General features: G+C 66.2%; 13 protein-coding genes. 6 read left to right on the forward strand and 7 right to left on the reverse strand.

The window, feature by feature from the left end; genetic code table 11:
- The first annotated feature begins 124 nt into the window (after positions 1–124).
- The 3 genes from NG900_RS18160 (at position 125) to NG900_RS18170 (ending at position 4,182) form a co-directional block, all read left to right on the forward strand.
- Positions 125–1,672: a methyl-accepting chemotaxis protein gene (locus tag NG900_RS18160; RefSeq protein WP_252682754.1), complete on the forward strand. Its 1,548-nt coding sequence runs from the start codon at positions 125–127 to the stop codon at positions 1,670–1,672.
- Between the two features lie 123 nt (positions 1,673–1,795).
- A complete protein-coding gene (locus NG900_RS18165; RefSeq protein WP_252682755.1) occupies positions 1,796–3,160 on the forward strand; it encodes a peroxidase in 1,365 nt (454 codons plus the stop codon).
- Positions 3,161–3,273: 113 nt separating this feature from the next.
- Entirely contained in the window at positions 3,274–4,182 is a 909-nt protein-coding gene (locus NG900_RS18170) for an EamA family transporter (RefSeq protein ID WP_252682756.1), read from the forward strand.
- Between the two features lie 6 nt (positions 4,183–4,188).
- On the opposite strand, the gene NG900_RS18175 is transcribed toward NG900_RS18170, so the two are convergent.
- From NG900_RS18175 to NG900_RS18190, 4 genes are all read right to left on the reverse strand, one after another.
- A complete protein-coding gene (locus NG900_RS18175; RefSeq protein ID WP_252682757.1) occupies positions 4,189–5,271 on the reverse strand; it encodes a M14 family metallopeptidase in 1,083 nt (360 codons plus the stop codon).
- 153 nt (positions 5,272–5,424) lie between these two features.
- On the reverse strand, positions 5,425–5,856 hold the full coding sequence (locus tag NG900_RS18180; RefSeq protein ID WP_252682758.1) for a DUF1090 domain-containing protein: 432 nt from the start codon (positions 5,854–5,856) through the stop codon (positions 5,425–5,427).
- 148 nt (positions 5,857–6,004) lie between these two features.
- Positions 6,005–7,225: a ribonucleotide-diphosphate reductase subunit beta gene (locus tag NG900_RS18185; protein ID WP_252682759.1), complete on the reverse strand. Its 1,221-nt coding sequence runs from the start codon at positions 7,223–7,225 to the stop codon at positions 6,005–6,007.
- 71 nt (positions 7,226–7,296) lie between these two features.
- Positions 7,297–10,260 (reverse strand): ribonucleoside-diphosphate reductase subunit alpha, encoded by a 2,964-nt coding sequence (locus tag NG900_RS18190; RefSeq protein WP_252682760.1) that lies wholly within the window; start codon positions 10,258–10,260, stop codon positions 7,297–7,299.
- Between the two features lie 649 nt (positions 10,261–10,909).
- Between NG900_RS18190 and NG900_RS18195 the strand changes: the two genes are divergently transcribed.
- The 3 genes from NG900_RS18195 to NG900_RS18205 are packed head-to-tail and all read left to right on the forward strand — an operon-like array spanning position 10,910 to position 15,389.
- On the forward strand, positions 10,910–12,943 hold the full coding sequence (locus NG900_RS18195) for an alkaline phosphatase family protein (RefSeq protein WP_252682761.1): 2,034 nt from the start codon (positions 10,910–10,912) through the stop codon (positions 12,941–12,943).
- 41 nt (positions 12,944–12,984) lie between these two features.
- A complete protein-coding gene (locus tag NG900_RS18200) occupies positions 12,985–13,191 on the forward strand; it encodes a hypothetical protein (protein WP_252682762.1) in 207 nt (68 codons plus the stop codon).
- Positions 13,192–13,229: 38 nt separating this feature from the next.
- A complete protein-coding gene (locus tag NG900_RS18205; RefSeq protein WP_252682763.1) occupies positions 13,230–15,389 on the forward strand; it encodes a phosphocholine-specific phospholipase C in 2,160 nt (719 codons plus the stop codon).
- Here the strand turns inward: NG900_RS18205 and NG900_RS18210 are convergent.
- From NG900_RS18210 to NG900_RS18220, 3 genes are all read right to left on the reverse strand, one after another.
- Complete coding sequence (locus NG900_RS18210) at positions 15,319–15,672, reverse strand: hypothetical protein (RefSeq protein ID WP_252682764.1); 354 nt, start codon at positions 15,670–15,672, stop codon at positions 15,319–15,321. The genes NG900_RS18205 and NG900_RS18210 overlap by 71 nt on opposite strands.
- A gap of 261 nt (positions 15,673–15,933) precedes the next feature.
- On the reverse strand, positions 15,934–16,545 hold the full coding sequence (gene ampD, locus NG900_RS18215; protein ID WP_252682765.1) for a 1,6-anhydro-N-acetylmuramyl-L-alanine amidase AmpD: 612 nt from the start codon (positions 16,543–16,545) through the stop codon (positions 15,934–15,936).
- The gene (locus tag NG900_RS18220) at positions 16,538–18,127 is read right to left on the reverse strand and encodes a sigma-54-dependent transcriptional regulator (protein ID WP_252682766.1); all 1,590 of its coding nucleotides are present in this window, start codon (positions 18,125–18,127) and stop codon (positions 16,538–16,540) included. The genes ampD and NG900_RS18220 overlap by 8 nt, the downstream gene beginning before the upstream one ends.
- Positions 18,128–18,147: the final 20 nt, after the last annotated feature.

An 18,147-nucleotide genomic window follows, 5' to 3' on the forward strand; every position in this document is an offset into this window, starting at 1 on the left:
CAAGCCGGCGCCTTCTTTTTGCGCTCCGCCCACACCCCGCACGCAAAGCCCTCTCCTAAAGAAGACCCACCCCTCGCCGTTACTTCGTTGGGGAGACGTCAACGATAAGTGGAGAAAACGCGACATGCGGCAGTGGACACTCAAAGCAAAACTGCGCCTGGCGCTGGCCCTGATGTGGCTGGGGCTGATTGGCGTGGGCATCTGGAGCGCGATGGAGACCCGCGCGACGATGCTCGATGAACGCAAGGTCGGCCTGCAGAACCTGGTGGACGCCGCCGAGGGCATCGCCAAGCTGTATCACGCCCGCGCGCAATCCGGCGCCATGAGCGAAGCCGACGCCAGGAAGGCTGCGCTATCGACGCTCGCCTCGATGCGCTACGGCACCACGGGTTACCTGTTCGTGGTCGACTCGCAACTCATCTTGCTGATGCATCCGACGCTGGCCGACATGGTCGGCAAGAGCACCGCCCAGTTCAAGGACCCGACCGGCAAGCTGGTCTACCCGACCATCGTCGACGCCGCCAAGGACAAGGGCTTCGGTTTTGCCGAGTACCAGGGCCGCCTGCCCGGCAGCGAAACCGCGCTGCCCAAGATCGGCTACGTAAAACGTTTTGCGCCATGGGACTGGAATATCTCGAGCGCCGTGTTCCTGCAGGAAGTGGATGCGGCGTATCGCCATTCGCTGATCGCCAATTTGATCGTGATTCTGCTGGTAGGTGGCGCGGTATCGCTAGCCATGTCGCTCATCATCCGCAACGTGCAGCGGGGGCTGGGCGGCGAGCCAAGCTACGCCACCGACGTGGCCCGCCGCATTGCCGGCGGCGACCTGGCCGTGCAGGTGCAGACGCGCTCCGGCGACCGCGACAGCATGCTGGTCGCCATGGCCCAGATGCAACAGCAGCTGACCGGCACCATCGGCCACATCAAGACGTCGGCCGATTCCATTGCCAGCGCCACCAAGCAGATCGCCGCCGGCAATGCCGACTTGTCGCAGCGCACGGAAGCGCAGGCGTCATCGCTGGAAGAAACCGCATCGAGCATGGAAGAGCTCACCAGCATCGTGCGCCAGAACGCCGATAACGCACGTCAGGCGAGCACCCTGGCCGTCAACGCGTCGGACATCGCCGTCAAGGGTGGCGAAGTGGTCGGACGCGTGATCGACACCATGGCGGGCATCAACGAGAGCAGCAAGAAGATCGCCGACATCATCGGCGTGATCGAGGGCATCTCGTTCCAGACCAACATCCTCGCGCTGAATGCCGCGGTGGAAGCCGCCCGCGCGGGTGAACAGGGCCGCGGCTTCGCGGTGGTGGCCGGCGAGGTGCGCAACCTGGCGCAGCGCTCCGCGGGTGCAGCCAAAGAGATCAAGGAACTGATCAGCGACTCGGTGGGCCGTGTGGAAAACGGCACCACCCTGGTGGCCGAGGCGGGCAGCGTGATCGACGAGGTGGTGGTCGCGGTCAAGCGCGTGACCGACATCATGGGCGAGATCAGTTCGGCGTCGGAGGAGCAAAGCTCGGGCATCGAGCAGGTCAACCAGGCCGTGAACCAGATGGACGAGGTGACGCAGCAGAACGCGGCGCTGGTCGAGCAGGCGGCCGCCGCGGCCTTGTCGCTGGAAGAACAGGCCCAGGTGCTGCGCGATGCGGTGGCGTCGTTCCGCACGGTCTGATCGGCCCGGGCCTTGCCTGGCCAATCCCCCCAACGCACGAAGGGCCGCCGCGCCGTTCTCTGGTGTGCTGCATGGTGCTATGCTGCGCGCCAGAGAAATTGACAAAACAACGTTGGAATAGCCATGCCCGAGCGCAACCGGCCGCCATTCCGGGGCCTTTTTAGCGCGATTGCCGGGTCGACCACCAGCGCCCAGGCCGCAACCGGAGACCTCCCCGGAGACATGCCCGGCGGCGCGCATGAGCCGATGTCCGGCGGCCGCTCCGATGCCGCACCTGCCCACATGCAGGCCGCCGCCCAGGATCTGGCCAGCGACACCGCACTGTGGCGCTATGCACTGGCCGCAGAGCACGGCGGCCGCGCCCCCCACCCTGACGCCGCCCTGCGCGACGATCTTTCCATCCTGCGCATCCTGCGCCGCCCCGACGGCCTGCGCCTGCTCCGGCAGGGATTGCGCAGTGCGTTCCCCGGCGCGGCCTTGCGCCTGACCACGTTCTGGCCCGACGAGCAACCGCACGCCTACGCGGCCCGCACCGAAGCCCGGCCGGCCGAATTCGGCGACATCCTCGTGCTGCTGCGCCTGCGCGGCGCTGTGCCGACGCTGGATTGCCGCGCGCTGTTCCTCACCGCCCGCCGCATCGACCTGCCCGACGACGCGCTCGACAAGCACCACGCGTTACCGCAGATCAACCTCTACGAGGGGTGGCCCGATTTCAACGTCTATGCGCGCTCGCCGATCAAGTCGCGCAACGCGACCTTCCTGGGCAAGTTCGACCTGTCGGCCGAGTTGGAACCGCTGCGCCGCATCGGCCGCGACCAGCGCCAGTGGCGCTACCTGACGCCGTGCACGGGCCTGCAGCAACACGCGCAATGGCCGGGCGTCCGGCCGGCGTCGCCGCTGCAATGGCGCTGGCCTTCGGGCCCGCAGGCCGGCGGTGCGCGCCCGGATTCCGGCTCGTTTACCGGCATGCTGCGTCAGCTCGTGCGGCCCGAGGGCCCGGGCGAGGACTGCTCCGCCGGCACCGATGTGCCGACCTGGGGCCGCCTCATCAACAAACTGCTCGACCACAGCTGGGAAGTCGCCCCGAGCCATGCACTCAAGAGCGGCAACATCAGTGCGATGGCGTTCTGGACGCGGCTGCGAGGCTTCCTGACAGCGGAATACCTGCTGGGTTCGCATTCGCTGCAGAAGGGCTTCAGCGCCTCGCTGCAGTTCGAGATGGCCAACGGCCTGCAGGACATCGCCCGCGACGACTGGACGGCCACCACCGGCTTCGACCCCGAAGACCTCGACGTGCCCGGCGTGCGCAGCACGCTGCAGCGCATCGCGGCCACCAAGCTGGCGGTCTTCGGCATGAGCGCCGAGGATCCGGGCCCGCTCGCCGCGCCGCGTCCCCAGCGCGGCGTCACCCCGCGCCCCGACGGCGAACGCGAAGGCCAGCGCGTGCTGCTGATCGACGTGATCCGCCCCAGCGCGGCAGCGCTGTAAGGTCGTCCGCAGGCGCTCCAATTCGATAAAAAGCGACGCCCGCGCCGCCGAGAACGCAACGATTTCTCGGCGGCGCGCGGCTATGCTGTGGCGTTGCTTCTTGCGCGCCGTCCATGTCTTCCGCTGCTCACGCCTCTTCCGCTTCCACGACGACGTCCCCCTGGATGCCCGTCCTTGCACTGATGGGCTCGATGGCCTCGGTGTGCCTCGGCAACTCGTTTGCCAAGACCTTGTTCCCGGCGCTGGGCGCGGCGGGCACGGTCACGTACCGCGTCACCATCGGCGCTGTGATCCTGCTGGCCGTGTGGCGGCCGTGGCGCCTGCATCTGAGCCGCGCCGATGCCGGCCGCATCGCGCTGTACGGCGTCACGCTGGCGAGCATGAACCTGCTGTTCTACCTGTCGCTGCAGCGGTTGCCGATCGGCATTGCAATCGCCATCGAATTCACCGGGCCGTTGGTGCTGGCGGTGGTGCTGTCGCGCCGGGCTCTCGATTTCGTGTGGATTGGGCTGGCGGTGGTGGGGCTGCTGATGCTGACGGTGGCCGACAAGGCGGTCGGCCAGGTCGATCACGTGGGCGCGGCGTATGCGCTGGCTGCGGGTGTGTGCTGGGCGCTCTATATCCTGACCGGCAAGAACCTCGGTGGGCTGCACGCGGGCCAGGCCACGTCGCTCGGCATGGTGGTGGGGGCGTTGTTTGCGATTCCGTTCGGGGTGGCGCAGGCCGGGTCTGCGCTGCTGTCGCCGTCGCTGATCCTGGCCGGACTCGGCATCGGGGTGCTGTCGAGCGCAATTCCGTATTCGCTGGAAATGGTGGCGCTCAAGCACCTGCCAGGGAAAACGTTCTCTGTGCTGCTGAGCCTGGAGCCGGCCATCGGCGCGCTAGCCGGGGCGATCGTGCTGCACGAGCAGCTGACGGGGCGGCAGTGGGTGGCGATCCTGGCCATCATCGCCGCGTCGGCTGGGTGCGCGCTGACGGTGCGGGCACCGAAGCCGTCGCCCGATCCGGCGGGCGTTGCTTAACGTCGCCTAGCCGGAAAACCGCGCCACGGCTTGCAATACGGCCATGCGCGTCTGCGCGTGGACCATGCCCTTCCACTCCGGCACGTCGCAATAGAACGCATCGCGCAGCGCGCGTCGGATGCTGCCCTGCTGCGTGGCACCCTGCTCCGGATGGCGATGCAGCCAATGATCGGCGCGCAGCGCCTGCAGCACCGCCAGCGGCGCGAGCGTGCCGAATTCCAGCGTCACGCAGGTCTTCTCGATGTCGGGCAGCAGTTCGTACGCCATGCCCACCAGGTCGCCCTTGACCACTGAAGACACCGAACCCGCCGCCGCAATCGGCCGCACATCCGCGCCCCAGGTGCGCATGGCGCGCTCGAGTTCGGCCGGGTCGGGGCTGTTGAAGATCTTCTCGCCGTGGCCGTAGTGGCCGAGCCCGGTGTGCAGATCGATCCACACGAGGCGGGACATGCCGGCCGCATGGCGCGGCACGATCCCGCGCATCTGTAGGGTGCTCCAGCACGGCGCGCTGCCGCCGTAGAACATGCCGTCGGGCACGCGGTATTGGCCGCTCGTTGCGGCGTCCTGCAGCGCTTTCTCGCCGCGCGTGACCATGTAGTGCTGCAACGCGGCCTGATCGGCTTGGCTGGGCGGCCACGTGCGCGGCAACAGGAGCGAATCGACCTCCAGATACGCCGGGTTGGCTCCAGCCGCCTCGGCAAAGTCGACGCTGTTGCGGTTCAAGTCAACGTTGTCTTCGTTCACGCGCCGCAGATGCGCAAACCCGTACGGGTTGACCGCATGCACCAGCAGCAGCGCAACCTTGGCCGCTGCCAGCCGCGCGAAGAGTTCGTCGTCGCCCAGCAGGCCGACCTGGCAGCCGGAGCCGCAGAACCCCTCCACGCCGTGCACGCCGGACGTGACGATCAGCAGCGTTTCCGCCGCCTCTGGCGAGAACAGCGCACTGTCGATGGAGAGCTGCTCGCCCGACGGCCCCACCACCTCCGGATGCAGATGCCGCTCGATGTTGAGGCCCCGCGCCTGCGCGGCCGCCAGAAACTTGCCGCGCGCTTCATCGTAGGTTTGGGAGAAGGAGGATTCGACGCTCATGTGGGGCCCGCAGCGGTGGGAAGACAACGGTGTGGTGCCTTCGATTATCGGGGGCCGGCCGGGCACCTACAACTCAGGCAGACCATGACTGCATCGCAATAAAAACAGGGGCCTCAGCCCCTGTCAGTTCGGTTGCAGTGCCTGCCGGCAGCATCACCCCTTGAGCGCGGCCACGTCTGCCTGTGCGCTGCGCAGGTCTTCTGTCTTTTCGTGCAGCTTGGCTTGCTTGTCGGCCAGCCGCTTCTGCGCCTTGGCGATCTTCTTGGCGTCGCCCTTCGCGCGGGCGTCATGCAGCTTGTCTTCGGCCTCGCGCACTTCCGATTGGGCCTTCTGCACGTCTTGCTCGGCGTCGCGCGCCTTGCGCTCAGCGTGCTGGAGCTGGCCGGCGTCGGTGCAGTGCGCCTTCGTGTTGGCCAGCGCGTCTTGCAGGCCGGCGACCTGATACGTGTTGCCGTGCTGCTTGGCGAAGCCGATCTGCTTCTCGATCGCGCGGATCTTGGTGGCGCAGTCCACCGTGTCAGCAAATACCGAAGAGGCGCCCAGCAAAGCGAATGGCGTAAGGGCGACGAGGAGGGTCTTTTTCATACGGGTGTCCTTCTATTCAGTCCATCGATACGACACGATAGGACGATCGTTGGCCACACCCCATCAGATTCAACTGATTCTCAACAGGCCGTGACCAATAAAAAAGGCCCGAATGGGCCTTTTCTTCAAGCTTGGGAGCGGGAATCGATCATTCCCACGACAGCGCGCCACCGGTCTGGTACTCGATCACGCGCGTCTCGAAGAAGTTGCGCTCCTTCTTCAGGTCGATCATCTCGCTCATCCACGGGAACGGGTTTTCTTCGTTCGGGAACAGCGGGTCCAGGCCGATCTGCTGGCAGCGGCGGTTGCAGATGAAGCGCAGGTAGCCCTTGAACATCGGTGCGTTCAGGCCCAGCACGCCGCGCGGCATGGTGTCTTCTGCGTAGCGGTATTCCAGGTCGACGGCCTTCTTGAACAGCTCCGTGATCTCGGCCTTGAACTCGGCCGTCCACAGGTGCGGGTTCTCGAGCTTGATCTGGTTGATCAGGTCGATACCGAAATTGCAGTGCAGCGACTCGTCGCGCAGGATGTACTGGTACTGCTCGGCAGCGCCGGTCATCTTGTTCTGACGGCCCATCGCCAGGATCTGCGTGAAGCCGACGTAGAAGAACAGGCCTTCCATGATGCAGGCGAAGACGATCAGCGACTTCAGCAGCTTCTGGTCGTTCTCGGGCGTGCCGGTCTTGAAGGACGGATCGGTCAGCGTGTCGATGAACGGGATCAGGAACTCGTCCTTGTCACGGATCGACTGCACCTCGTGGTACGCGTTGAAGATTTCGGCCTCGTTCAGGCCCAGCGATTCCACGATGTACTGGTACGCGTGCGTGTGGATCGCCTCTTCAAACGCCTGGCGCAGCAGGTACTGGCGGCATTCCGGCGCGGTGATCTGGCGGTACGTGCCCAGCACGATGTTGTTGGCGGCCAGCGAATCGGCCGTCACGAAGAAGCCGAGGTTGCGCTTGATGATGCGGCGCTCGTCTTCGGTCAGACCGTTCGGGTCCTTCCACAGGGCGATGTCGCGCGACATGTTGATTTCTTGCGGCATCCAGTGGTTCGCGCAGCCGGCGAGGTACTTTTCCCAGGCCCACTTGTACTTGAACGGCACCAGCTGGTTGACGTCGGTCGCGCCGTTGATGACGCGCTTGTCGGCGGCGTTCACGCGGCGGTTGCTCTGTGCGGCGGCAGCGTTCGGGTTGTTGCCGAGGATGCCCGTGCCCGAATTGGCAACAGCGGCAGCGGTGGCCGACGGGGGCAGCACGCCACCTTGGTCAGCGGTCGCCGTTTGCAGTTGCGGCTGCGGTTGATACACGGGCTGCGGTGCAGCGGCGGGTTGTGCGGCAGGCTTGACGTCGTCGTCCCAGCTCAGCATGTGTGTTTCTCCTGAATTCTTTGCGTGCTGCCCCCGCACATGCGGAGGCAACACCTAGGTACTGCTTAGACTTATTGGCAGGCTTCGCATTCCTCGAAACCGGGGTCGCCGGGGCGCATCGTGCACACGGCGCCTTCAGCTTCCGGCATGGCCTGCGCGGTGGCGGCAGCGGCATCCAGCGCGCTGGTGGGCGCAGCTTGCGACGCACCCGCAGCCGACACACCACCCACATCGCTACCCGACGACACCGCATTCAGCGTGCCGCGCGACACGGTCGACTTCTCGACGTGCGTGGCGCCGATCGTGCGCAGGTAGTACGTGGTCTTGAGGCCACGCAGCCAGGCCAGCTTGTAGGTGTCGTCCAGCTTCTTGCCCGACGCGCCGGCCATGTAGATGTTCAGCGACTGCGCCTGGTCGATCCACTTCTGGCGACGCGAGGCGGCTTCCACCAGCCATTGCGGTTCCACCTCGAAGGCCGTGGCGTACAGGTCGCGCAGGTCTTGCGGGATGCGGTCGATGCGGGCCAGCGAGCCGTCGAAGTACTTCAGGTCGGCGACCATCACTTCGTCCCACAGGCCGCGTGCCTTCAGGTCGCGCACCAGGTAGTCGTTGACCACCGTGAACTCGCCCGACAGGTTCGACTTGACGTACAGGTTCTGGTACGTCGGCTCAATGCAGGCCGACACGCCGATGATGTTGGAGATCGTTGCCGTCGGCGCGATCGCCACGCAGTTCGAGTTGCGCATGCCGTACTGCTTGATGCGGCCACGCAGGCTGTCCCAGTCCATCGTCGACGACATGTCGGCTTCCAGGTAGCCACCGCGCTCTTCGGCCAGCAGCTTGAGCGAGTCTTGCGGCAGGATGCCACGGTCCCACAGCGAGCCCTTGTAGCTGCTGTAGCGGCCACGCTCTTCGGCCAGCTCCGTCGACGCCCAGTAGGCGTAGTAGCACACGGCTTCCATCGAGGTGTCGGCAAACTGCACCGCTGCGTCGCTGGCGTACGGCACACGCAGCACGTGCAGCGCGTCCTGGAAGCCCATGATGCCCATGCCGACCGGACGGTGGCGCAGGTTGGAGTCACGCGCCTTCTTGACGGCGTAGTAGTTGATGTCGATCACGTTGTCGAGCATGCGCATGGCGGTGCGCACCGTCTTCTTCAGCTTTTCGTGATCGAGCACCACGCTGCCGTCAGCCTGCTTGACCAGGTGAGCGACCAGGTTGACCGAACCCAGGTTGCACACGGCGATTTCGCTGTCGTTGGTGTTCAACGTGATTTCCGTGCACAGGTTGGAGCTGTGCACCACGCCCACGTGCTGCTGCGGGCTGCGGATGTTGCACGGATCCTTGAACGTGATCCACGGGTGGCCGGTTTCGAACAGCATGCCCAGCATCTTGCGCCACAGTTGCAGCGCCGGCATCTTCTTGAAGAGCTTGATCTCGCCACGCGCGACCTTGTCTTCGTAGGCCAGATAGGCCTGCTCAAACGCCTTGCCGACCTTGTCATGCAGGTCCGGGCAGGTGGACGGCGAGAACAGCGTCCACTCGCCACCTTCCATCACGCGCTTCATGAACAGGTCCGGAATCCAGTTGGCCGTGTTCATGTCGTGCGTGCGGCGGCGGTCGTCGCCGGTGTTCTTGCGCAGCTCCAGGAATTCTTCGATATCCAGGTGCCATGTTTCCAGGTACGCGCACACCGCGCCCTTGCGCTTGCCGCCCTGGTTCACGGCCACGGCCGTGTCGTTGACCACCTTCAGGAACGGCACCACGCCTTGCGATTTGCCGTTCGTGCCTTTGATGTGCGAGCCGAGTGCGCGCACGTTGGTCCAGTCGTTGCCCAGGCCGCCTGCGAACTTGGAGAGCAGCGCGTTTTCCTTCAGCGCTTCGTAGATGCCGTCCAGATCATCCGACACGGTGGTCAGGTAGCACGACGACAGCTGCGAGCGGCGCGTGCCCGAGTTGAACAGCGTCGGCGTGCTCGACATGAAGTCGAACGACGACAGCAACTGGTAGAACTCGATGGCGCGGGCTTCGCGGTCGATTTCGTTCAGCGCCAGGCCCATCGCCACGCGCATGAAGAACGCCTGCGGCATTTCGATGCGCGTCTCGTTGACGTGCAGGAAGTAGCGGTCGTACAGCGTCTGCAGGCCGAGGTAGTTGAACTGGAAATCGCGCGAGGCGTCCAGCGCGGCGCCCAGCTTGGCCAGGTCGAACTGGGCCAGCTTGTCGTCGAGCAGCTCGGCGTTGATGCCGCGCTTGATGAACTGCGGGAAGTAGTCGACATAACGGGTCGACATCTCGGCCTGCGTGACTTCTTCGCCGAGGATTTCGCGGCGGATCGTGTGCAGCAGGATGCGCGCGGTGACCTGGCTGTACGCCGGGTCCTTTTCGATCAGGGTACGGGCGGCCAGGATGGCCGAGTCGTACACCTGCGTCATCGGCACGCCTTCATACAGGTTCTTGACCGTCTCCTTGAGGATCGGCTCCGGGTCCACCGCGTCGCCCAGGCCTTCGCAGGCCGAGACGATCACGTTGCGCAGCGCAGCCATGTCCAGCGGGCGGGTGATGCCGCCGTCGGTCACGTTCAGGCCGATGAAGGCCGGTTGCTGCTGCGTCTCGCCAGCTTGCGCGCGCTCCTGGGCGCGGCGCTCGCGGTACAGCACGTAGGCGCGGGCCACATCGTGCTCGCCCGAGCGCATCAGGGCCAGTTCGACCTGGTCCTGCACGTCTTCGATATGGAACGTGCCGCCGTTCGGACGGCTGCGCAGCAGGGCGCGCACGACGTTCTGCGTCTGTTGGTCGACCAGCTCGCGCACACGCGCGGAAGCGGCGCCCTGCCCGCCATTCACGGCGAGGAAGGCCTTGGTCATCGCCACGGCGATCTTGGAGGGCTCGAAGCTGACCACGGCGCCGTTGCGGCGGATGATCTTGTAGTCCGCGTAGCCAGTGCTGGGGGCAGCGGCCGTGCCGCCAGCGCTTTGCGCAAATTGGGAAGGATTGGCGGTGCCGGAGTGGATTTCTGGTTGGGCCGTCTGCATGTGGACTCCTGTTGAACCGTTCGTTTTATCGGCTCGCCGGCGGGTGAAACCCTTGGGCGAACCCTTGCGCCATGCGGAGAAATGAGACGGAAAAGACCCTTGCCTTTCCTCAGCCCCCAAGCGCCGGCTCGACCTGCCGTACGCCCGCCCCCGCGTGGCGCTGAAATAAGAATCCCGGAAAGCTACCACTACATCTAGTGTCTCATCCCGGGATTGGCCCTAAGTATAGTGGATCGATTCCGTTTGCCTAGTCTTGACAGATGCGGGCGACCGGGCTTTTTTGCAATCGGAATGCAGCGCCGCAAGCCCGCGATCCCAGTCTGCACAACGGGTCGCCACGGCTCGCTTGCGGCGCCGCACTGGCCCTCTCTTCAGAATAATTCTTTCTATCAAGGCCACAAGATCGATAGACGTCACCTCGTCTGTAGTAGGGACATGGGTGGCGCGCACTGCACTGGTGCGCGTGTGCGATGTCCTCTCCCCTGATCGGCCTTCCACTCGCTCAAGAAATCCGAATAGCGGCATCAGCATTCTTGCCGCGGCTGTCACTTGAGCGACAGGCCCCTTCCCTACGCTTCGGTCCCATTGCAGGAGCGCAGTCACGGCGTCCGGACGCCGGGCGCCGCACACAACGACCGAGGAAATCGACATGGCTTGGAATCAACCTGCCTGCCGCCGGCTGACGGCTGCGCTGGGCACAACCGTGGTTGCCACGCTGGCGGCCACGTTGACCGCATGTGGTGGTAGCAGCGACAGCCCCCACGTCGCTAGCCCGGGCGACACGACCGCACCGGCCGCCAGTGCCAGCCGGAAAGTGCTGGTGGTGGGCCTGGACGGCACCACCTACGCGCAGGTGCAGAGCGCGCTCCTGCAGCGCGGCCTGCCGAACCTGGGCGCGCTGGCGGTCATGCCCGCCTCGACCGGCGGCACGCTCGGCACCACCACCGCCCAGCCGCCGCTGGACACCCCCAGCTGGGCGACCGTGCTGACCGGCACCTGGCAGAACCGCCACGGCGTGACGGACGACACGGTCACCACCCTGGCCGCGCCGAGCGTCTTCAGCTACGCGCGCAGCGCCGCCAAGGCAGCCGGCACCACGCAGCGCCTGGGCGCGGCCGTCAGCTCGGCCGTGCTGCCCGCGCTGCTCAAGGCCGACCAGCAGGCCGGCAACCTCGACACGCTGGTGGACTGCGCTCAGGTCGACACCTGCGTCACGCAGAACAGCGTGAAGCTCGTGCAATCCGGCTACGACGTGGTCTTTGCTCAGTACACCGCGCCGGCCGCCGCCGCACTGGCGTCGGGTCTGCAGAGCGATGCGTACGCCGCAGCGCTGAACAGCGTCGACCAGGCCATCGGCACGCTGCAGGCCGCCATCGCCCAGCGCCGCACCGCCAACCCCAACGAAGACTGGCTCGTGGTCGTCACCACCAGCCACGGCCTGGACGCCACCGGCGCCACCACCTCGGCCCCGACACTGGAGAATCGCACTGCCTTCATCGCCCTGAACAAGGCCGTGAACCCGGTGCTGGCCAAGAATGGCGCGCCCGCCCCCACCTCGGAAGCCACGCTGGCCGCACTGCCCAGCGAGGCCGACATCGTGCCGACCGTGCTGGCGCAACTGAACGCCGCCGTGCCGGCAGCCATGCACAAGCTCGACGGTGCACCGCTCACCGCCAGTGCCGTGGGTGTGCGCAATGTCCAGAGCACGGTCGGCCAGTACAGCGCGTCACTCGTGCTGAACTGGCAGAACCCGACCATCGCCACCAGCCCGATCACCGTGCTGCGTGATGGCAAGCCAGTCGCCACGCTGCCCGCCACGGCCACGCAGTACACCGACAACAGCTTCGCCACCACCAGCGACCTCTACCGCATCAACTACACGCTGGTGCGCAACGACGTGCCGGTGTCGATGCTCGCGCAGATCAGCTACGTCGCACCGACGCCGCTAGCGACCTCGCTCACCAACAGCCTGGCGGCGTACTACAGCTTCGATCCGCTGCCGCCCACCGATCGCAAGGCCGGCTCGACAATCGGCCCGTGGGTGATCGGCACCGACGGCGGCTCGGCAGTCGCCGACCCGTTCGGCGGCACGGCGCTGGCGGTCGATTCGCGCATCGACGCCTACAAGCTCACGCAGAACGGTGCCGACATCGCCCAGAGCCCGCAGTTCACCATCGGCTTCTGGTTCAAGTCGGACTGCACGCAGGGCAATGGCACGGGCGAGCCGATCCTCTCCAACAAGAACTACACCTCGGGTGCCAACGCGGGCATCGCCCTCGGCCTGTTCGGTGGCTGCGAGGTGCGCTTCAACCTGGGCAGCGGCGGCAAGCGCGACGACATCCAGGGCATGAAGTTCAGCGCCAGCCAGTGGGCCTACCTGGCCCTGTCGGTGGACACGCAGGCCAAGCTGTTCAGCGCCTACATCCTCGACCCGGTGCTGGGCGTACAGAAGGTGGAAGACAAGGCCATCGCCAACACCGACGTCACCAAGCTGAACGGCCTGGCCACCAAGGTCTGGGGCCTGAACGACGACGCCACGCACAACTACGTGGCCAACAACCCGGGCTCGCTCAAGGGCGTGATGGCCTACGACGACCTGGCCATGTGGACGCGCCGCCTGACGCTGGACGAACTCAAGACGATCAACGGCTCGCACCAGCCGCTGTCGTCGCTCAATCCTTGATGCCCCCGATCCCCTCCCTCCAAACCCGAACGAGACTGCTCATGAAGCGCTTCTTCTCTCATCTCGCGCGGCCGCACCGGCTGGCCGCCGTGCTGCTGTGCGCGGCCACCCTGTCGCTGTCGGCCTGCGGCGGCGATTCGAACGACGGCACGCCCGGCGTGAACAACCCGGGCGACCCCGGCACCGCCCAGCCGGATCAACCCGGCAAGCCGCCGGCCAACAAGCCGAACCTGCACTGCGCTCCGTAAGCGCACGGCCAATCCATCGACTTGCGTTTGAGACCGACATGACCTCCGACACGAACCCCAACCACGGCAGCCGCCGCAACTTCCTCAAGATGGCCAGCACGGGCGCGATTTCCGCCGCCGCGCTGGCTGCGTTCCCGCCGTCGATCCGCCGTGCGCTGGCGATTCCCGCCAACAACGCCACCGGCACGATGCGCGATATCGAACACGTGGTGATCCTGATGCAGGAGAACCGCTCATTCGACAACTACTTCGGCACGCTGGCCGGCGTGCGCGGCTTTGGCGACCGCTTTCCGATCCCGCTGGCCGGCGGCCTGAATGTGTGGCAGCAGACCTACGTGCCGAGCAGCGGCCCAAGCCGCACGGTGCTGCCGTACTACCTCGACAGCAGCGCCGGCAACGCGCAGCGCGTGTCCGGCACGCCGCACAGCTACCCCGACGCACAAAACGCGTGGGACCTCGGCCGCATGAGCAAGTGGCCGACCTACAAGCAGACGCAGTCGATGGGCTACTACAAGCAGGCAGAGCTGGACTTCCAGTTCGCACTCGCCAACGCCTTCACGCTGTGCGACGCGTACCACTGCAGCTTCCACGGCGGCACCAACACCAACCGTCTGTTCCACTGGACGGGCACCAACGATCCGACGGGCGCAGCCGGCGGCCCGGTCATCGACAACAGCGGCGATCACCTCGACGCCAGCGTCACCTACAACTGGACGACCTATCCCGAGCGCCTGCAGACGGCCGGCGTGTCGTGGAAGGTCTACCAGAACATGCCGGACAACTTCACCGACAACCCGCTCGCCGGCTTCAAGGCCTACCGCGACGCCAACGCCGCGCGCGGCAACCTGAAGGACGGCAGTCCGTTCCCGCCGTATGTCGCCGCTGTTGACGAGGCGGTCAGCCCGCTCATCAAGGGCGTGGGCAACACCATGCCCGACGGCGGCTTCCTGCAGGCACTGAAAGACGACATCGCCGCAGGCCTTCTGCCCCAGGTGTCGTGGATCGTCGCGCCCGCCACCTACTCCGAGCACCCCGGCCCATCGAGCCCCGTGCAGGGCGCCTGGTACACGCAGGAAGTGCTCAACGCGCTCACCGCCAACCCGGCCGTGTGGAGCAAGACGGTGCTCTTCATCAACTTTGACGAGAACGACGGCTTCTTCGACCACGTGCCGCCGCCCGCCGCCCCCGCGTATGACAGTGGCGTGCTGGCCGGCAAGTCGACGGTGAGCACCGCCGGCGAATACCACACGGATCAACACCCGTACGGCCCCGGCCCGCGCGTGCCGATGTACATCGTCTCGCCATGGAGCCGCGGCGGCTGGGTCAACTCGCAGGCGTTCGACCACACCTCCGTGCTGCGCTTCCTGGAACTGCGCTTCAACGTCAAGGAGCCGAACATCAGCGCGTACCGCCGCGCCGTGCTGGGCGACCTGACCAGCGCGTTCAACTTCGTCAACCCGAACAACGAGACGCTGCCGACGCTGCCCAGCCGCGACAAGGCGACGGCCGATGCGATCCGCACCGCGCAAGGGTTGAAGCCGCAGGTGCCCGTGCCCTCTGTGGCGGCACAGCAGATGCCTACGCAGGCCACCGGCACGCGCCCCTCGCGCGCCCTGCCGTACGAGTTGCACGTCAGCGCCCGTGAAGACGCCACCAACCGCGCGCTGCGCCTGATTTTCAGCAACACCGGCACGGCCGCCGCCGTCTTCCACGTGTACGACCGCCTGCACCTGGACCGCGTACCGCGCCGCTACGCCGTCGAGCCCGGCAAGATGCTCGACGATACGTGGGATGTGTACACCTCAGACAAGGGCAAGTACGACCTGTGGGTGCTCGGCCCCAACGGCTTCCACCGCGCGTTCTCGGGCGATGTGAGTGCCGTGTCGTCGGCAGGCGCGAGCGCACCGGAAATCCGCGTGTGCTACGACCTGGCCAACGCCGAGGTGTACGTGACGATGATGAACACCGGCACCACCAGCTGCACGTTCACCGTCAAGCCCAACGCCTACCGCAACGACGGCCCGTGGACGTTCGACATTCCCGCCGGCAAACAGCTCGACCAGCACTGGCCGATCGCGCGTCAGGGCAACTGGTACGACTTCACGGTGACGGTGCCGCAAGGCGGCTTCACGCGGCGCTTTGCGGGCCGCATGGAAACCGGCAAGGATGGTGTGTCCGACCCGGCGATGGGGACCTGACGACGAGACGCCTGCGGGCGGCTTTGTTGGCGTTCCAAACGCCGGCGTTGAGGCAAAACGCATCAACACCGGCGCTCTGAGTGCCGACGTCGAAGCCAAAAGCATCGCGCGCGGAACCCAAAGCATCGGATTCGATACCCGTGGTATCCGTATCGAATTTTGAAAGCACCGTCGCCGCGTCAAAATGCGCGATGACGAGGCAAAAAATGGCGATATCGGAATTTTTCCGTTCGATGCGTGCTGCTTTTTTCATCACCGCTGATGCTTTTTGCATCAACGCCAAGGCTTTAAGCGCTGCGGGCGAGGCCCGGAGCCCGGGATTCGAAACCTTGAGTGTTGAAGCCGATGCTTTGCACCCCACCGTCGATGCTGCGTGCTTCGAGGCCGGAGCGCCAGGGCCGCGCGGTCGATGCTTTTTGCCCCGATGCCGGGGCTGTACGCAGCGTGCTCGGTGTATCCGGCCCGGCCCCACTGGTCGCTGACAAGAAGCAAGCGCAAAGCGCAGAACGCGGGCGGCCTTCGCAAGGGGGCCGCCCGTTTCTATTCAGAGCGTGCGCTGATACGGAAACAGCGCCGCGTTGAAGCCGCCGAGCGCACGCAGATGCGCCCAGTCGAAGCACGGCCCCGGATCGGTCTTGCGGCCGGGCGCGATATCGGAGTGCCCCGCAATCGCGGCAATCGGGTACGCCGCGCAGATCGCCCGCACGAGTGCTGCCGTGGCGGCGTACTGCTCGGGCGTAAAGGGCAAGTCATCCGTGCCCTCGATCTCGATGCCGACCGAGAAATCGTTGCAGCGCGCGCGGCCGAAGAAGTCCGATGCGCCGGCATGCCACGCGCGCGCACCGCACGGCGCGAACTGCACGCACTCGCCCGTGCGACGGATGAAGAAGTGCGCCGACACACGTACGCCGCGCAACTGGTCGAAGTACGGGTGCGCGTCGCAGTCGAGCGTGTTGGTGAAGAAATCGAGCACGTCATCGGTGCCGAAGTCGGTGGCGAACTGCGCAGGCGGCAGGCTGATGTTGTGCAGCACGATCAGGTCGATCGGCATGCCTTCGGGCCGCGCGTCGATGTTGGGCGATGGATGGCGGCGCATGCCGCGCACCCAGCCGTCGGCGTCGATGTGCATGGCGTGCGTGAGGTGCGGTTCAGACATCACCATTCAGCCCGTTGCCACCGGCTTCAGCGTCGCGCGGGTCGCGAATGCCCAACTGCTGCATGCGATAGCGCAACTGGCGGAACGACAGCCCAAGCAGCTTGGCAGCCGCGGTACGGTTGAAGCCGGTCTGATCCAGCGCCGACAGAATCACGCTGCGCTCGACCGACTCCAGATAGGCCGGCAGGTCGATCGGCAGCGCGACGTTTGGCAGCGCGGGCTGTGTGGCCGCGGCGGAAACCGGCTCGGCTGGCGGCGCCATCGAGCCTGAAGCTGGGCTCGATGGTGGTGCCGGCATGGTGATGGCATCGGGCCAGCCCGCCATCGGCGGCGGTGCCATCGGGTGATTGGCGGCGGCCTGCGCTTCGCGCGTGCGGTGGAACAGCGGCGAGCGCTCGATCTCGGCGCCGAGCGCACCCAGGTCATCCACGTCGATCGACTCGCCTTCGGCAAACGCGTAGGCGCGCTCCAGCAGGTTCTCCAGCTCGCGCACGTTGCCCGGAAACGGATACGCGCACAACTGCTGCAGCGCCGGACGCGTCAGCCGCTTGGGCCGCGGATCGCCATAGCGGTTGGCGAGCTGCTCCAGCAGCACGCCGGCCAACACGGGCACGTCTTCGGCGCGCTCGCGCAGCGTGGGCATGCGCAGCTCCAGCACGTTCAGGCGGTAGAACAAGTCTTCGCGGAAGCGTCCGGCGGCGACCAGGCGCGCGAGGTTCTGGTGGCTCGCGCACACCACGCGCACGTCGACCGGGTCTTCGCGGCTCTCGCCGATCTTGCGCACGCGGCGCTCCTGCAGCGCGCGCAGCAATTTCACCTGCATCGTCAGCGGCAGGTCGGCCACTTCATCAAGCATGAGCGTGCCGCCGTTGGCCGCCTGGAAGAAGCCCTGGCGATCGCTGTCGGCGCCGGTGAAGGCGCCCTTCACGTAGCCGAAGAACTCGGCTTCCATCAGATTCTCGGGGATCGCCCCGCAGTTGACCGCCACAAACGGCCGCGACGCGCGCGACGACAGTGCGTGAATGGCGCGCGCTGCGCGTTCCTTGCCGCTGCCCGACTCCCCGCTGATGACCACCGGCGCCATGCTGCGCGCCAGCCGCATCAACGAGCGGCGCACTTCCTGCATGGCAGCCGAGTGGCCGGGCAGCAGTTCATTGGTGCGCTCGGCCAGGTCCGAGTTGCCGGGGTCAGGATCGCGCTGCTGGCGTCCCAGCGCGTTCAGCACGAGGCTGCGCAACTGGTCGAGCGAGAGCGGCTTGGCGATGTAGTCGAACGCGCCGGCCTTGAGCGCCTCCACGGCGTTCTCGGCGCTGCCATAGGCGGTGATGACGGCTACCGGCGTGCGGTCGGCCGTGGCCGAGAGCTGGCGCACCAGTTCGATGCCCAGGCCATCACCGAGGCGCATGTCGGTCAACACGAGCGCAAAGCGCTGGCGCGACAGGGCCTCGCGCGCTTCGGCCAGGCCACCGGCGAGCACCACGTCGTGCCCCATGCGGCGCAGGGAGATTTCCAGCAGCTCGCGCAGGTCGGCTTCGTCATCGACGACGAGAATGGGTTCGCGAACGATGGCGGCTTTGGACATGGATCAGCAAAAGGTGGTGC

This window comes from Ralstonia soli (genome assembly GCF_023955655.1).
In the GTDB taxonomy this organism is placed as follows: domain Bacteria; phylum Pseudomonadota; class Gammaproteobacteria; order Burkholderiales; family Burkholderiaceae; genus Ralstonia; species Ralstonia soli.

What these genes read in the sequence shown, in the direction of transcription:
- NG900_RS18185 (WP_252682759.1), bottom strand. Translation starts at nt 7,225, where the DNA reads ATGCTGAGCTGGGACGACGACGTCAAGCCTGCCGCACAACCCGCCGCT.
- NG900_RS18220 (WP_252682766.1), bottom strand. Translation starts at nt 18,127, where the DNA reads ATGTCCAAAGCCGCCATCGTTCGCGAACCCATTCTCGTCGTCGATGAC.
- NG900_RS18175 (WP_252682757.1), bottom strand. Translation starts at nt 5,271, where the DNA reads ATGAGCGTCGAATCCTCCTTCTCCCAAACCTACGATGAAGCGCGCGGC.
- NG900_RS18165 (WP_252682755.1), top strand. Translation starts at nt 1,796, where the DNA reads ATGCCCGAGCGCAACCGGCCGCCATTCCGGGGCCTTTTTAGCGCGATT.
- NG900_RS18195 (WP_252682761.1), top strand. Translation starts at nt 10,910, where the DNA reads ATGGCTTGGAATCAACCTGCCTGCCGCCGGCTGACGGCTGCGCTGGGC.
- ampD (WP_252682765.1), bottom strand. Translation starts at nt 16,545, where the DNA reads ATGTCTGAACCGCACCTCACGCACGCCATGCACATCGACGCCGACGGC.
- NG900_RS18190 (WP_252682760.1), bottom strand. Translation starts at nt 10,260, where the DNA reads ATGCAGACGGCCCAACCAGAAATCCACTCCGGCACCGCCAATCCTTCC.
- NG900_RS18205 (WP_252682763.1), top strand. Translation starts at nt 13,230, where the DNA reads ATGACCTCCGACACGAACCCCAACCACGGCAGCCGCCGCAACTTCCTC.
- NG900_RS18180 (WP_252682758.1), bottom strand. Translation starts at nt 5,856, where the DNA reads ATGAAAAAGACCCTCCTCGTCGCCCTTACGCCATTCGCTTTGCTGGGC.
- NG900_RS18160 (WP_252682754.1), top strand. Translation starts at nt 125, where the DNA reads ATGCGGCAGTGGACACTCAAAGCAAAACTGCGCCTGGCGCTGGCCCTG.
- NG900_RS18170 (WP_252682756.1), top strand. Translation starts at nt 3,274, where the DNA reads ATGTCTTCCGCTGCTCACGCCTCTTCCGCTTCCACGACGACGTCCCCC.
- NG900_RS18200 (WP_252682762.1), top strand. Translation starts at nt 12,985, where the DNA reads ATGAAGCGCTTCTTCTCTCATCTCGCGCGGCCGCACCGGCTGGCCGCC.